Genomic DNA, 13,043 nt, shown 5'->3' on the forward strand with positions numbered 1-13,043 from the left:
CGAGGCTGTCCGGCAATCGTGCGTCGGTCTCCGCCGGCGGCGACGGGCTTCCGCGCCCGCAGGGGAGAGGGGACCCGCGCCGGCCCCGGCCCCTCGCCTGCCACCGTCACTTGGCCTTGCGCTCGGTCCCGCACCACTCGGCCACGAACAGCGCCATCGTGGTGGTGCAGCGCTTGACCGAGGCGAGGCTCACGCGCTCGTCGAAGCCGTGGATGTTCTGGGAGGTCGGGCCGTAGCAGAGGGCCGGCACCCGGTCGTAGAGGGCGTGCACCCGGGTATCGAGGTAGCCCGCCGTCATGAAGCTCTGCAGCGGTGACCCGATCGCCCGCTCGTGGGCGCGGCCGAGCACCGCCTCGGCCTCGGAGCCTTCCTCCAGTACGTAGCCCTCGGCGAAGAAGCCATTGAACACCACGCGCGGCGGGCTGTTGGCCAGGAACGGATCGCGCCGGGCGAAACCGGAGACGGCGGCCTCGATCTCGGCGGCGGCCTGCGCGGCACTCACGCCCGGGTAGAGCGCGACCCGGCAGTGGATCCGGCACCAGGCCGGCACCGAGGAGGCCCAGTCGCCGCCCTCGATCCGGCCGATGTTCAGGTTGATCGGGTGGTCCTCCCGCTCAAAATGCGGATGCGCGGCCTTCTCGGCGTTCCAGCGGGCCTCGACGTCGCGCAGGGCGCCGATCACCCGGTAGGTCGCGTCGATGGCGTTGGCGCCCGCGCCCATCTCGCGGACGTGGACCGGCACGCCCCGCACCTCCACGGTGAACCACAGCACGCCGGTATTGGCGCGCACGAGCTTCTCGTCCTCGGGCTCCGGGATCAGCACGGCATCGGCCCGGTATCCGCGCAGATGGGTCATCAGGGCGCCGTTGCCGGTGGATTCCTCCTCGACCACGGACTGGACCGTCACGGAGGCCGCCGGCTGGAGGCCGAGGCGGGCCAGGGCGTCGAGGGCGAACAGGTTGGCGGCGTGCCCGGCCTTCATGTCGCCGCCGCCCCGGCCGTACAGCCAGTCGCCCGCGATCACCGGATCGAAGGGCGGATGGGTCCAGAGGTCGAGGGGCCCCGGCGGCACCACGTCGACATGGGCCTGCAGGATCAGGGAGCGCCCGGTCTCGGTGCTCGGCCGGTGGTGGCAGACGACGATCGGCGCATCCGAATGGCGGGCCTCGTCGATCTTCGAGCCCCCCGGATGGGCCGCGATGGCGGCGCGGTCCATGGCGAAGCGCTCGGTGGCGTAGCCGCGGGCGCGGAACTGCTCGAACACGTAATCCTGGCAGGCGTGCTCTTCGCCGCGCAGGGAGGCGAACCGGACCAGCGCCTGCGTGTGGGCGACCTGATCGGCGAACCCCTCCGCCACGGCGGCTTCGATCTCGGCGGCGAGGGCAGGGTCGAGGGCCATGGAAACTCCAAACCGGTTGTGGCCGGAGGAAGCGCCCGGCCTCGGGCGACTGTCAACCGGCGGTTGTCGACGGCATATTCCATGCCGCGGACCGGGACGCCCGGTCACGCCGGAAAGGCTGTCCGGACCTGCTCGGCGAACCGCGCGAAGGCGACGCTCGGCTGTCCGTCGCCGCGATGGACCAGGACGGTTTCGGCGCGTCCGGCCCTGTCGGGCAGCCCGTGGACGGAGACGCGTCCCGCCCGGCGAGCGGGCTCGGCGACGACGCGCGGGATGAGGGTCACGCCCATCCCGGCCGCCACGCAGCCGAGGATGCCGTCCAGGGTGCCGAACTCCATGCGGCGCACGTGCACCAGCCCCCGGTCGGCCAGGAACGCCTCCAGGCGCCTGCGGTACGAGCAGCCGGCGCGGAAGACCAGCACCTTGGCCTCCCGGGCACGGGCCAGCCCGTCGAGCAAGTCCGCGAGCCCGGAGACGGACGGTGGGGCCACCAGGACAAGGTCCTCGGTCAGGACCGGGATCGCGGTGAGTGCGGCCTGCACCACCGGCCCGGCCACGAAGGCGCCCTCGAGGGACCGGTCGAGGACCCGGCCGATCAGCCATTCCGTCGGGCCGGTCTCCAGCTCGATGTCGACCTCCGGATGCCGGCCGGCGAAATCCGCCAGCGGGCCGGGCAGGCGCAGGGCGGCGGTCGTCTCCATGGCGCCGATCCGCAGCGGCCCGCGGGGCTCGCCCTCGGCCAGGACCGCGTGATGCGCCTCGGCCAGCAAGCGCCCGACCTGGATCGCGTAGGGCAGCAGGCGCTCCCCGGCCCGGGTCAGCGTGACTCCGCGGCTGCCGCGATGGAACAATGGCACGCGCATCGCCTGCTCCAGGGCGCGGATCCGGCCGGTCACGTTCGACTGGACCGTGTTGAGCCGCGCCGCCGCCCGGCCCATGCCGCCGGTCTCGGCCACGGCCGCGAAGAACATCAGGTCGGTGCTGTTCATGCCATCTGCTTTCCAGATGACTTCCTTCTGAAGGAATCGTTTTTCACGCGTCAAGCCATTCGCTAAGGCACGGCCGGGCGATGCGGGCACGGCGGCGCGCGCGCGGAGGAGGAAACCATGGCCCTGCGGACACGACTGACCGAGGCGTTCGGCCTCCGGCATCCGATCGTCCTCGCACCCATGGACCCCGCCGCGGGGGGCGCCCTCGCGGCGGCGGTGAGCGCGGCCGGCGGCCTGGGGCTGATCGGCGGCGGCTACGGCGAGCACGACCGGCTCACGCGCGAGTTCGCGGCGGCCGGCAACCAGCGGGTGGGCTGCGGCTTCATCACGTGGTCGATGGCCCGGGACCCCTCGCTCCTCGATGCGGCGCTGGCCCGCGCGCCGGCCGCCTTGATGCTGTCCTTCGCCGATCCGGCCCCCTTCGCGGACCGCATCCACGGCGCCGGCATCGCGCTGATCTGCCAGGTGCACACCCTCGCCCAGGCCCGGCGGGCCCTGGAGGTCGGGGCGACTGCCGTCGTGGCGCAGGGCACGGAGGCCGGCGGCCACGGGCTCACCGCGCGGGGCACCCTGGCCTTCGTGCCGGCCGTGGCCGACCTGATCGCCCGGGAACGGCCCGAGACCCTGCTGCTGGCGGCCGGCGGCATCGCGGACGGGCGCGGGCTCGCCGCCGCCCTGACGCTCGGGGCCGACGGCGCCCTGATGGGCACGCGATTCTGGGCGACCCGGGAGGCGCTGATCCATCCCGCCGCGAAGCAGCGGGTGCTCGCGGCCACGGGCGACGACACGGTGCGGACGCAGGTCTACGACATCGCCCGGCAGCGGCCCTGGCCGGCCGCCTACACCGGACGGCTCCTGCGCAACGCCTTCATCGAGACCTGGCACGGCCGCGAGGACGACCTGCGCGCCCACGCCGCCGAGCGGGGGCGGGCGGTGACCGAGGCGGACGCGGCGGGCGACTACGATGTGGCCAACGTCACCGTCGGCGAGGCCGTGGGGCTGATCGACGACCTGCCGGAGGCCGGCGCCCTGGTGCGGCGGATCGCCGACGAGGCGGAAGCCTGCCTCCTGCGCAATGCCCGGTTGGTCGCGGCATCGTGACGGCTCTCCGCCCGGCGTGACTACGCATGACCCGGGCCGGCCGGAACCGCGCTGTTGCCAACGGCTTAGCGTGTGGCAAACCGTTGCGGTTTCTCGGTCGGGGTCGTTCATGCGTATCGGTCTGGTCTCGGTCCTGTCGGGGCTCCTTTTCTGGGCTGCGGTCCCGGGCGGCGCGTCGGCGGACGTGCTCGTCAGCGTCGACAAGGGCGCCCAGCGGATGGAGGTCTCGGTGGACGGCCAGCCCCGCTATTCCTGGCCGGTCTCCACGGGCGTCGCGAGCTACGACACCCCGTCCGGCTCCTATCGCCCATTCCGGATGGAGCGCACCCACTTCTCCCGGGAGTGGGACGACGCGCCGATGCCGTTCGCGATGTTCTTCACCAACCAGGGCCACGCGATCCACGGCACCAACCACGTCCGCAGCCTCGGGCGGGCGGCCTCCCACGGCTGCGTGCGGCTGTCGGTGCGGAACGCCGCGACCCTGTTCAACCTCGTGAAGGCCCAGGGCATCGGACGGACGCGGTTCGTCATCGAGGGTGCCGATGCCCCGGTGGCGGAGCGCGGGCAGCGCGGCATCCGCGTCGCCCGGCAGCGCAACCCCTACGCGGCGGACGATCTGCTGGCCGATGGCGACCAGATGGGCCGCCGGTCGCTGCCGGCCTATTACCGGCCCGCCGCCCAACCCGCCTACGCGCCGGCCGCCGGATACGGCTACCCGGCCGGCGCGGACGCGATGGACGGCTGGTAGGCCGGACCACGGCCGCCGGGCCGCGACCGCGTCGTCCGCGTGCGGACGTCACGCTCCGTGGGCCCGGCCCATTGCCGCGGGCGCCATCCCGGCCTAGCTCCCCCGCGGCCTTCAGAGCCTGCGCGGCCCCTGCCGCGACTTGAGACGGACGGAGACACCCCCACGATGCCCATTACTTTCTGCCGGTCCCTTCCCTTCGCAGCCCTGGCGCTCGCCGCCGCCACCGTGCCGGGCTACGCCCTGGAGGTGACGCGCTCGGCCGACATCGCCGCGCCACCGGCCAAGGTCTGGCAGACCATCGGCGAGTTCTGCGGCATCGGCGACTGGCACCCGGCCATCGAGAAATGCGCCCTGTCCGACAAGGACGGCATGAAGGTCCGCACCCTGAGCCTCAAGGGCGGCGGCACCATCAAGGAGGAGCAGGTCTCCCGGGACGACAAGGTGATGAGCTACACCTACACGATCCTGGAGAGCCCGCTGCCGGTCTCCGACTACAAGTCGACCCTCTCGGTCGCCCCGGCGGGCTCCGGATCCAAGGTGACCTGGACCGGGACCTTCAACGCCAAGGGCGCCCCCGACACCGTCGCGACCGACGCGGTTCAAGGCATCTACGATTCCGGCCTGAAGGCGCTCGGCGACAAGGCCAAGTAGTCCCCGTCACGATTTGGCGCGCGCGGCTGAAGCCAGATGGCAGCCGCGCGCGCCAAGTTCCTGCGATGACGAAACGATTTCGCCCGACCGGTTCCTCCCGCGTCCCGCGACGCCCCCAGGGGGCGTGTCGCGCCGACGATTGACGCACTGCCAAGCTCGGCCCAGAACCCTGCCGGCGCAGCACTCCGCGCCCCAACAGGAAGACCGCCGTGACCGCGTCCCGCCTCCCGATGCGCCTCAGCCTCGCCCTTGCCGCCGTGGCGGCACTCGGCGCCTGCCAGCAGCGCGCCGCCCCCGCGGTCGCGGAGCCCTCGCCCATCGTCCCGGCCCCCCTGGTCCTGCCCACGGGCAGCGGGTGCGGCCCCGAGATCGCCCGCACCCGGGCGATCGTGGCCAGCGACGTGGCCACCGGAAACCTCAACAAGCCGGTGGGCGAGCGCTTCGACGCCGACCTCGGGCACGCCGCCGCGGAATGCTCCGCGGGCAAGTCGGGCGAGGCCCTGCACCTCCTGGCCGCCGCCAAGAGCCGCTACGGCTACCGCTGAGCGCGCTGCGACGATCCCGCTCCGGACCGGGGGATCGGCCGCCGTCGCGCAATGAAGCGGTCCGCCCTGCGAGGATGCCCCTCCCGCGCCCCATCCCGAGGCGCGGGCGACGACGCCTCGTGGGAGGCATTCCTCTGGCTGGCCGCCTCGCGCGCGAACCCCACGGGGACGGCGGGGGTCGGGGGCGCCCACCCGTGACCGGCGCGCTGCCGCGTCCCTCCCGGGCATATTCCCGTCGCGGCAGGCGTTGCGGTGCCCCGGCCGAAAGGCGCATGCAGGGCCTCCATCTGAATTCATAATTCCACGCGAGGATCGATGGCCGTCACCACCGCAGCCCCGGCCGCCGGGCCCCGACAGAACCAGTCCGCCCGCGCGGCGCTCGCGGCCTTCGTGGGCACCACGATCGAGTGGTACGATTTCTTCATCTACGGCACCGCGGCGGCCCTGGTGTTCGGGCCGCTCTTCTTCACGGCGGAATCGCCCTACATCGCGACGCTCGCGGCCTTCGGCACCTTCGCGGTGGGCTTCCTGGCCCGGCCGCTCGGCGGCCTGATCTTCGGGCATCTCGGCGACCGGTTCGGGCGCAAGCGCGCCCTGGTGGCGACACTGGTGATGATGGGCATCGCCACCTCGTGCATCGGGCTGCTGCCGACCTATGCCTCCGTCGGGATCTGGGCGCCGGTGATGCTGGTCGTTCTGCGGCTGATCCAGGGGCTGGCGGTCGGCGGCGAATGGGGTGGAGCGGTGCTGATGGCCGCCGAGCACGCGCCGGCCGGTCGCAACACCTTCTTCGCCTCCTTCGCGCAGCTCGGCAGCCCCGCCGGGCAGATCCTGTCGCTGCTGGCCTTCCGGCTCGCGGGGCTCCTCGACAAGGAGAGCTTCCTGACCTGGGGCTGGCGGGTGCCGTTCCTGGTGAGCATCCTGCTACTCTTCGTGGGGTTGGCGATCCGCCTCGGCGTCGCGGAATCGCCGGCCTTCGAGAAGGCCCGCGCGGCGGGCGGACCGCCCGCCGCCCCCGTGCGCGAGGTGCTGACGACCTGCCTCAAGCCGGTGCTGCTGGCGGCGGGCGCCAACACCTTCGCGATCGCCTCGGTCTACCTGTTCAACACCTTCATGATCGCGTTCACCACGCAGTATCTCGGCATCGCGCGGGCGACGATCCTCGACGCCCTGCTGATCGGCGCCGTGGTTCAGCTGGTGATGACCCCGGTGGGCGCCCGGATCGCGGAAGCGATCCGCAACGAGCGGCTGTTCCTGCAGGGGACACTGGTCTGGGCGATGCTCGCCCCGTACCCGCTGTTCTGGCTCGTCGAGACAAAGTCGGTGACGTTCATCGTCCTCGGCCTCGCCCTGAACGTGATCGGCACCGCGACCTTCTACGCGGTGATCGCCGGCTACCTGGCGGGCGCCTTCCCGACCCGGGTGCGCTACACGGCGATCTCCATCGCCTACCAGTTCTGCGGCGCGCTGGCCGGTGGGCTGACGCCGATCATCGGCACCGTGCTGGCCGAGCGCTTCCAGGGCCATTGGTGGCCGATCGCGGTGTTCGGGACGGTCCTGGCGGGCGTGTCCTTCGTCTGCGTGACGCTGATCGGCGGCTACCGCGCGCGGCAGCGTGGCTTCCTGGACGATTGATCGATCGAAAGCCGCGGATTCGGCTAACCGGAGATTCAGGCCGGTGCGCTAGGATCGGCGGCATGGATCCCATCGCGACCACCGCCGTCCAGATGCTGGCGGCGTCCCAGAACCAGCAGATCGGCATCGCCGTGGCCCGGCAGCAGCTCGCGGCCGACAAGGCCGTCGCCGGGCTGGTGGCGGACGGCGCGGCCCAGGCCGCGAGTGCCGGTCCGCCCGCCCCGCCCGGGCAGGGACAGAGCGTCGACCTGCGGGTCTGACCGGCGACCCCGTGGATCGCGCGGGGAGATCGGACGTCGTTCGGGACCGGCGTCAATCGGGATAGGCTTGCGGATCAACCGCACCGCGGTGGAACGTTGTAGCTCGCCAGCGCGGCGGCGTTCTCCTACTTTCCCGCCATGACCGAACCGAATCGCAGCGCCTCCGATGTCCTCTCCGCCATCGGCCACACGCCGCTGATCCGCCTGCGCCGCGCCTCCGAGGAGACCGGCTGCGCCATCTACGGCAAGGCCGAGTTCCTCAATCCCGGCCTGTCGGTGAAGGACCGCGCGGCGCTGTCCATCGTGCAGGACGCGGAGGCGAAGGGCCTGATCCGGCCGGGCGGGACGATCGTGGAAGGCACCGCCGGCAACACCGGCATCGGCCTCGCCCTGGTGGCCTCCGTGCGCGGCTACCGGACGCTGATCGTCATCCCGGTCACCCAGTCCGAGGAGAAGAAGCAGACCCTGCGCCTCGCCGGCGCCCGGCTGGTGGAGGTGCCGGCCGTGCCCTTCGCCAACTCCGACAACTACGTCCACGTGGCCCGCCGTCTCGCGGAGAAGCTCGCCGCCACGGAGCCGGCCGGCGCCTTCTTCGCGGACCAGTTCGACAACGTCGCCAATCGGCAGGCGCACGTGGAGGGCACCGGCCCGGAGATCTGGGACCAGACCGGCGGACGGGTCGACGGCTTCGTCTGCGCGGCCGGCACGGGCGGCACGCTCGCCGGCACCGCCGCGGCCCTGCGCGCCCGGAATCCGGAGGTGCGGATCGCGCTCTCCGATCCCGAGGGCTCGGCCCTCTACGCCCACTACACGAACGGCACCCTCAAGGCGGAGGGCTCGTCCATCACGGAGGGCATCGGCCAGGGTCGCATCACCCGGAACCTCGACGGCTTCACCCCGGATCTGGCCTACCGCATCCCCGACCGCGAGGCCCTCGACATCGTCTTCGGCCTGATGCGGGAGGAGGGGCTGTCGCTGGGCGGCTCGTCGGGGATCAACGTCGCAGGGGCGATCCGGCTGGCGCGGGACCTCGGGCCCGGCCACACGGTGGTGACGATCCTGTGCGACGGGGCGGCGCGCTACGCCTCGAAGCTGTTCAATCCGGCCTTCCTCACGGAGCGGGGCCTGCCGGTCCCGGGCTGGCTCGACGCACCGCAGGACCCGCTGCCGGACTGGCACGCCTGAGGCCCCGGGACGTCATGCGGAAGTTTCCTCACAAAAGCGGAGCTTGGCGTTGAACGGAACGGATTGTCGCAGCGTTTGAACGGTCACGCTCGCACCAGCGCGACCGTCCGGAGAGCCCGACCATGTCCCTCGTCACCATCATCCTCATCATCCTGATCATCCTGGCCTTCGGTGGCGGCGGCTTCCTCGGCGGCGGCGCCTATCGCGGCCCCGGCTTCGGTCTCGGCGGCATCCTGCTCATCGTGCTGATCGTGCTGCTGGTCACCGGCCGGCTCTGACTCCGAGCCCGCCGCCGGGGCCGACACGACTTCGACGGCGGGTGCGGGCGATCAAAGCCCGGAACCGATCCAGATCGCGTCGGGTCCGGGACCGGCCCGGAGCGGGTTTCACTGCAGGACCGCGGGTCCTGCGGGGCGACCCGCCTACCGGGCGAGGATCCGGCCGATGGTGTCGGCCCGCCCCCGCGGGATCCGACGCCACGAGGCCCCGACGGGAGGCGCAACCCGCGCCCTACCCTCCCGAGATGCCGCGCGCGGCGGAAGCCGCGGAGGCCTTCGGGATCCCATCGCGCCCCTTGGGCAAGCCGATGCCCCTGCGCTCAGCGGCAGGTGATCCCCACCACGGCGGGCGCGACCGCGCCGGGTCCGTCTGCCCGGCGTGGGGCCGTCCCGGGGGGACCTGGCCCGGCGAGATTTGGCCCAGCGAGACCTGGCCCAGCGAGATTTGGCCCAGCGACACCTTGGGCATCGAGGAACGCCGCCACGGCCCGCGCCGGCACCAGCGGCAGGCGCGCTGGCGGCACCACCCCGGCGATCCGGCGCGGCGCCGTGGGGTAGCGGGCGACGAGCCCGACGAGGGCACCCGACCGGTCGAGCACCGGCGCGCCGGCGGAGCCCGGCTGGAGTGCGGCGATCACGTCGGTCCCTTGGACCTCACCCGGAGCGGCCTGGATCCCGTCCGCACCGGGCGCGAGGGCGATCACGCCGTCCTCGGGCGGACCGGGCTCCGCGCGGATCGCGGGCCGGAGCGGGGCAGGGGCGCCGGGCGCATCGAGAAGCGCGAGTCCGGCCGGATCGGTGGCGAGCAGCCGCGCGGGCGCCGCGCCGATTCGCGGCAGGGCGCAACCCTCCAGCGCGGCGGCGGCCGTCAGCACGCGGCCGGGCGCCACCGTGAGACCGGCGCCCGCCGGGGCCGCGGCGGCGAGGCTCACCGGAGGAGGCAGCGCGGGGGGTTGAGCCGGCGCGGCCGGCCCTGAGCCGGCGGGATCCGGGAACGGCTCGAAGGCGTTCGCCACGGCGATCACGAGCCGGTCGACCTCCGGAGCCAGGGCGCGGTCGTAGCCGAACAGGAAGCCGCGCACGCCCTGCGGCCCGGCCGCGTAGCGGATGTAGGACAGTCCCGGTCCGGTCTCGGCGGTGACCACCACGATGTCGGGCCGTCGCAGCTTGTAGGTGACCTTGCGGCCGGGAAGCGGCGCGGTGGCCTTCTCGAACAGGGCATCCAGGGTTTCGGTCTCGGGGGGAAAGGCTCGGGATTCCAGGGTGACGCGCCCGTCCTGGCTCTGCCACCGGGTCCCGGCGGGGAGGGCGGTGCGTTTCGCCAGCAGGCGCTCCGGAACGCCCATGACGGCGCCGGTGCCCGGATCGACTGCGACCCGGAAGCGCGCCGCCGTCCGGGCCGCTGCGCCGGCGGCCAGGAGCGCCGCCCGTCCGCGCGGATCGAGGGGATCGGCCGGACCGGACCGGGCTTGATAGGCGCTGAGCGCCTCGAAGGTCCGGCGCCCGAACGTGCCCGACACCACGGCGTTGAAGTCGCCGGTCCAGACCAGAGCCTCCTGAACCGCCTTGCGGTCCGCCTCGGGCAGGGCCTCGAAGGCCGCCTTCGCGCCCTCGAAGGCGAGATCGGCCGGCGCCCCGGCAGCGGGCGGCGGTTTCGGCGCGGCCCGGGGCGGGGCGGCCGGGGGTGGGACGGGGCGGTTTGGAACGGGACGGGGCGGGGCGGGGTGAGGCGGGACGGGGCCGTCCTGGGCGTGGACGACCCCGCTGGCGAGCAGGATCGCGAGGAGGCACACCGCTGCGCGACGACGCGGGGGCCGGGCTCCCGGAACTCCGTTCCGCGACAGCTCACCCGAATCCATGACGGCCCCCACCTGCACGATGCCGATCCTGTCAGAGGCTCCGGCGGCAGGCCAGGCGAAACCGCGTCGTTCGCCATCGCGTCGTGCGTCGGCGGCCGCGATGCGCTACAGGGCGCAACATCCGGCCTCCGGCGGCGGCCGGGTCGCCGTTCCGGCCCTCGCGGGCCACGCGATGCCGCCACGGTTCGACACGGAGCCCGGCATGAGCGACACCAACAACACGTTCAAGAAGGCGCCCAAGCGCAAGCCCACCAAGGGCAAGAGCGTCAGCGTCTCCCCGGAGATGCGTCAGGCCTATGCCGACCTGATCCAAGAGCGTGCGGAAAAGCAGGAGGCCTACGGGCGTCACCTGCCGCAGGAGGAGACGCGGAAGCGTTGAAGCCGCGGGGGCCGGGGAAGCCGAATCAGCGCTTGCGCACGAATTCGGTGCGCAGGACGAGGCCCTTGATGGTGTCGTGCCGGCAGTCGATCTCCTCCGGATCGTCCGTGAGCCGGATCGACCGGATGACCGTGCCCTGCTTCAGGGTCTGATTGGCGCCCTTGACCTTAAGGTCCTTGATCAGTGTGACCGAATCGCCGTCGGCGAGGCTGTTGCCGGCCGCGTCGCGGACCTGCACCACCTCGGGCGCCGCGCCTGCGGTCCCTGGCGGAAGCCATTCACCCGTCGCCTCGTCGTAGACGTAAGCCTCGTCGCCGCCGCTCAAAGCCGTGCCCCCGGTCCGGATCGGGACCCGGTCCTGTCCGGATCCCGCAGGCCCGTCATACACGCGCGTCCCGGCACATCCAACCGGTCGCCGATTCGGCGCGGGACGGCCGGACCCTAGCCGATCGGACCGGCCTCGCGCGCGGGCCGGTCCGGCGACCCGGCCTTACCGCTTCAGCGGTCCGGCCTCGATCACGTCCTCGACGGTCCGCAACCCGGCGCGCGGGGCGTTGACCAGACACGCCATGTTGCCCGGCGGGTGCTGGTTCTTCCACATCTTGGTGTGGGCCTGGGGGATCTTGTCCCAGGGGAAGACCTCGCTCATGCACGGGTCGATCCGCTGATCGAGCACGAACTGGTTCGCCGCCGAGGCCTGCTTCAGGTGGGCGAAGTGCGAGCCCTGGATGCGCTTCTGCCGCATCCAGACGTAGCGGGCGTCGAAGGTGATGTTGAAGCCGGTCGTGCCGGCGCAGAACACCACCATGCCGCCGCGCTTCACCACCAGCGCCGAGACCGGGAAGGTCGCCTCGCCGGGATGCTCGAACACGATGTCGACGTCCTGCTTGCCGGTGATGTCCCAGATCGCCTTGCCGAACTTCCGCGCTTCCTTGGTCCAGGCGTGGAACTCGGGGCTGTTCACCTTCGGGAGCTGCCCCCAGCAGTCGAAGTCCTTGCGGTTGATGACGCCCTTGGCGCCCAGGCTCATCACGTAGTCGCGCTTCGACTCGTCCGAGATCACCGCGATGGCGTTGGCGCCGGAGGCCGCGCAGAGCTGCACGCCGAACACGCCCAGCCCGCCGGAGGCGCCCCAGATCAGCACGTTCTGGCCCGGCTTCACCGTGTGCGGGGCGTGGCCGAACAGCATGCGGTAGGCGGTGGCCAGCGTCAGCGTGTAGCAGGCCGCCTCCTCCCAGGTGAGGTGCTTGGGCCGCGTCATGAGCTGGCGGGACTGCACCCGGCAGAACTGCGCGAAGGAGCCGTCCCCGGTCTCGTAGCCCCAGATGCGCTGCGAGGGCGAGAGCATCGGGTCGCCGCCGTTGCACTCCTCGTCGTCGCCGTCGTCGCGGTTGCAGTGGACGATGACCTCGTCGCCGACCTTCCAGCGCTTCACCTTGGCGCCGACCTTCCAGACGATGCCGGACGCGTCGGAGCCGGCGATGTGGTACTCGCCCTTGTGCACGTCGAAGGGCGAGATCGGCTCGCCGAGCCCGGCCCAGACGCCGTTGTAGTTCACGCCCGCGGCCATGACGTAGACCAGCACCTCGTCGTCGCCGATCTCCCAGACCGGCAGCACCTCGAGCTGGTGGGACTGTTCCGGGGGTCCGTGGCGCTCGCGCCGGATCGCCCAGGCATACATCCTGGCCGGCACGTGACCCAGCGGCGGGATCTCGCCCATCTCGTAGAGGTCCTTGACCTCGGCTTCCTTCGGACCGACCGCAGCGCTCGCCGCCATCTCGCTCTCCTCTTCGTCCCGCGTGATTCTCACGGCCGCGGTTCTCACTCGCGCTATAGCGGCGATGCCGAAGCCCTCCAAGTGGGCCGAAAGTCGAAACCCGCAGGTTTCCGACATGAAAAACCCGTCGGCACAGGGCGGGCGCCCACGTATTCAAATTCGCCTTGCCGGCAGAGCAAGTATTATTACGCGACCACCCTGCGGGCGCCGGCGCCGAGACCTTCCCGGACTTGCCGG

General features: G+C 72.4%; 14 protein-coding genes. 9 read left to right on the forward strand and 5 right to left on the reverse strand.

All coding sequences use genetic code 11. The features are described 5' to 3' along the window. Positions 1 to 106: 106 nt before the first annotated feature. Both MFF58_RS06800 and MFF58_RS06805 read right to left on the reverse strand, forming a co-directional pair. The gene (locus tag MFF58_RS06800; protein WP_238286202.1) at positions 107 to 1,399 is read right to left on the reverse strand and encodes an ArgE/DapE family deacylase; all 1,293 of its coding nucleotides are present in this window, start codon (positions 1,397 to 1,399) and stop codon (positions 107 to 109) included. Positions 1,400 to 1,503: 104 nt separating this feature from the next. Beyond that, on the reverse strand, positions 1,504 to 2,388 hold the full coding sequence (locus MFF58_RS06805; protein WP_238286203.1) for a LysR family transcriptional regulator: 885 nt from the start codon (positions 2,386 to 2,388) through the stop codon (positions 1,504 to 1,506). 117 nt (positions 2,389 to 2,505) lie between these two features. On the opposite strand from MFF58_RS06805, the gene MFF58_RS06810 reads away from it, so the two are divergent. The 8 genes from MFF58_RS06810 to MFF58_RS06845 all read left to right on the forward strand — a co-directional run bounded on the left by MFF58_RS06810 (position 2,506) and on the right by MFF58_RS06845 (position 8,791). Continuing rightward, positions 2,506 to 3,489, forward strand: a complete 984-nt coding sequence (locus MFF58_RS06810; RefSeq protein ID WP_238286215.1) for an NAD(P)H-dependent flavin oxidoreductase — start codon at positions 2,506 to 2,508, stop codon at positions 3,487 to 3,489. Positions 3,490 to 3,598: 109 nt separating this feature from the next. Beyond that, positions 3,599 to 4,237 (forward strand): L,D-transpeptidase, encoded by a 639-nt coding sequence (locus MFF58_RS06815; RefSeq protein ID WP_238286216.1) that lies wholly within the window; start codon positions 3,599 to 3,601, stop codon positions 4,235 to 4,237. A gap of 165 nt (positions 4,238 to 4,402) precedes the next feature. Continuing rightward, the gene (locus MFF58_RS06820; RefSeq protein WP_238286218.1) at positions 4,403 to 4,888 is read left to right on the forward strand and encodes an SRPBCC family protein; all 486 of its coding nucleotides are present in this window, start codon (positions 4,403 to 4,405) and stop codon (positions 4,886 to 4,888) included. A gap of 230 nt (positions 4,889 to 5,118) precedes the next feature. Next, complete coding sequence (locus MFF58_RS06825; protein ID WP_238286294.1) at positions 5,119 to 5,433, forward strand: hypothetical protein; 315 nt, start codon at positions 5,119 to 5,121, stop codon at positions 5,431 to 5,433. Positions 5,434 to 5,748: 315 nt separating this feature from the next. Then, on the forward strand, positions 5,749 to 7,068 hold the full coding sequence (locus tag MFF58_RS06830; RefSeq protein WP_238286220.1) for an MFS transporter: 1,320 nt from the start codon (positions 5,749 to 5,751) through the stop codon (positions 7,066 to 7,068). Between the two features lie 62 nt (positions 7,069 to 7,130). Further along, on the forward strand, positions 7,131 to 7,328 hold the full coding sequence (locus tag MFF58_RS06835; protein WP_238286222.1) for a hypothetical protein: 198 nt from the start codon (positions 7,131 to 7,133) through the stop codon (positions 7,326 to 7,328). A gap of 138 nt (positions 7,329 to 7,466) precedes the next feature. Further along, a complete protein-coding gene (locus tag MFF58_RS06840) occupies positions 7,467 to 8,513 on the forward strand; it encodes a cysteine synthase A (protein ID WP_238286224.1) in 1,047 nt (348 codons plus the stop codon). Between the two features lie 122 nt (positions 8,514 to 8,635). Then, positions 8,636 to 8,791, forward strand: coding sequence for a DUF3309 domain-containing protein (locus MFF58_RS06845; protein WP_091716874.1), 156 nt, complete (start codon positions 8,636 to 8,638; stop codon positions 8,789 to 8,791). Between the two features lie 320 nt (positions 8,792 to 9,111). On the opposite strand, the gene MFF58_RS06850 is transcribed toward MFF58_RS06845, so the two are convergent. Next, positions 9,112 to 10,650, reverse strand: a complete 1,539-nt coding sequence (locus MFF58_RS06850; RefSeq protein WP_238286295.1) for a S1 family serine peptidase — start codon at positions 10,648 to 10,650, stop codon at positions 9,112 to 9,114. 100 nt (positions 10,651 to 10,750) lie between these two features. Here MFF58_RS06850 and MFF58_RS06855 point away from each other — a divergent pair, with 100 nt between their 5' ends. Further along, positions 10,751 to 11,029, forward strand: a complete 279-nt coding sequence (locus tag MFF58_RS06855; RefSeq protein WP_238286225.1) for a hypothetical protein — start codon at positions 10,751 to 10,753, stop codon at positions 11,027 to 11,029. Positions 11,030 to 11,054: 25 nt separating this feature from the next. On the opposite strand, the gene MFF58_RS06860 is transcribed toward MFF58_RS06855, so the two are convergent. Together MFF58_RS06860 and ccrA are read right to left on the reverse strand one after the other, a co-directional pair. After that, entirely contained in the window at positions 11,055 to 11,354 is a 300-nt protein-coding gene (locus MFF58_RS06860; protein ID WP_238286296.1) for an alkylphosphonate utilization protein, read from the reverse strand. A 165-nt stretch (positions 11,355 to 11,519) separates the two neighbouring features. Further along, positions 11,520 to 12,806 carry a crotonyl-CoA carboxylase/reductase gene (gene ccrA, locus MFF58_RS06865; protein WP_238286226.1) on the reverse strand — a complete coding sequence of 429 codons (1,287 nt, stop codon included), beginning with the start codon at positions 12,804 to 12,806 and terminating at the stop codon, positions 11,520 to 11,522. Positions 12,807 to 13,043: the final 237 nt, after the last annotated feature.

The sequence above is a fragment of the Methylobacterium longum genome (genome assembly GCF_022179385.1).
GTDB lineage: Bacteria > Pseudomonadota > Alphaproteobacteria > Rhizobiales > Beijerinckiaceae > Methylobacterium > Methylobacterium longum.

Bases quoted from the DNA above. Each gene is read 5' to 3' on its own strand.
- MFF58_RS06800 (WP_238286202.1), bottom strand. From the start codon at position 1,399: ATGGCCCTCGACCCTGCCCTCGCCGCCGAGATCGAAGCCGCCGTGGCG.
- MFF58_RS06805 (WP_238286203.1), bottom strand. From the start codon at position 2,388: ATGAACAGCACCGACCTGATGTTCTTCGCGGCCGTGGCCGAGACCGGC.
- MFF58_RS06810 (WP_238286215.1), top strand. From the start codon at position 2,506: ATGGCCCTGCGGACACGACTGACCGAGGCGTTCGGCCTCCGGCATCCG.
- MFF58_RS06815 (WP_238286216.1), top strand. From the start codon at position 3,599: ATGCGTATCGGTCTGGTCTCGGTCCTGTCGGGGCTCCTTTTCTGGGCT.
- MFF58_RS06820 (WP_238286218.1), top strand. From the start codon at position 4,403: ATGCCCATTACTTTCTGCCGGTCCCTTCCCTTCGCAGCCCTGGCGCTC.
- MFF58_RS06825 (WP_238286294.1), top strand. From the start codon at position 5,119: ATGCGCCTCAGCCTCGCCCTTGCCGCCGTGGCGGCACTCGGCGCCTGC.
- MFF58_RS06830 (WP_238286220.1), top strand. From the start codon at position 5,749: ATGGCCGTCACCACCGCAGCCCCGGCCGCCGGGCCCCGACAGAACCAG.
- MFF58_RS06835 (WP_238286222.1), top strand. From the start codon at position 7,131: ATGGATCCCATCGCGACCACCGCCGTCCAGATGCTGGCGGCGTCCCAG.
- MFF58_RS06840 (WP_238286224.1), top strand. From the start codon at position 7,467: ATGACCGAACCGAATCGCAGCGCCTCCGATGTCCTCTCCGCCATCGGC.
- MFF58_RS06845 (WP_091716874.1), top strand. From the start codon at position 8,636: ATGTCCCTCGTCACCATCATCCTCATCATCCTGATCATCCTGGCCTTC.
- MFF58_RS06850 (WP_238286295.1), bottom strand. From the start codon at position 10,650: ATGGATTCGGGTGAGCTGTCGCGGAACGGAGTTCCGGGAGCCCGGCCC.
- MFF58_RS06855 (WP_238286225.1), top strand. From the start codon at position 10,751: ATGCGCTACAGGGCGCAACATCCGGCCTCCGGCGGCGGCCGGGTCGCC.
- ccrA (WP_238286226.1), bottom strand. From the start codon at position 12,806: ATGGCGGCGAGCGCTGCGGTCGGTCCGAAGGAAGCCGAGGTCAAGGAC.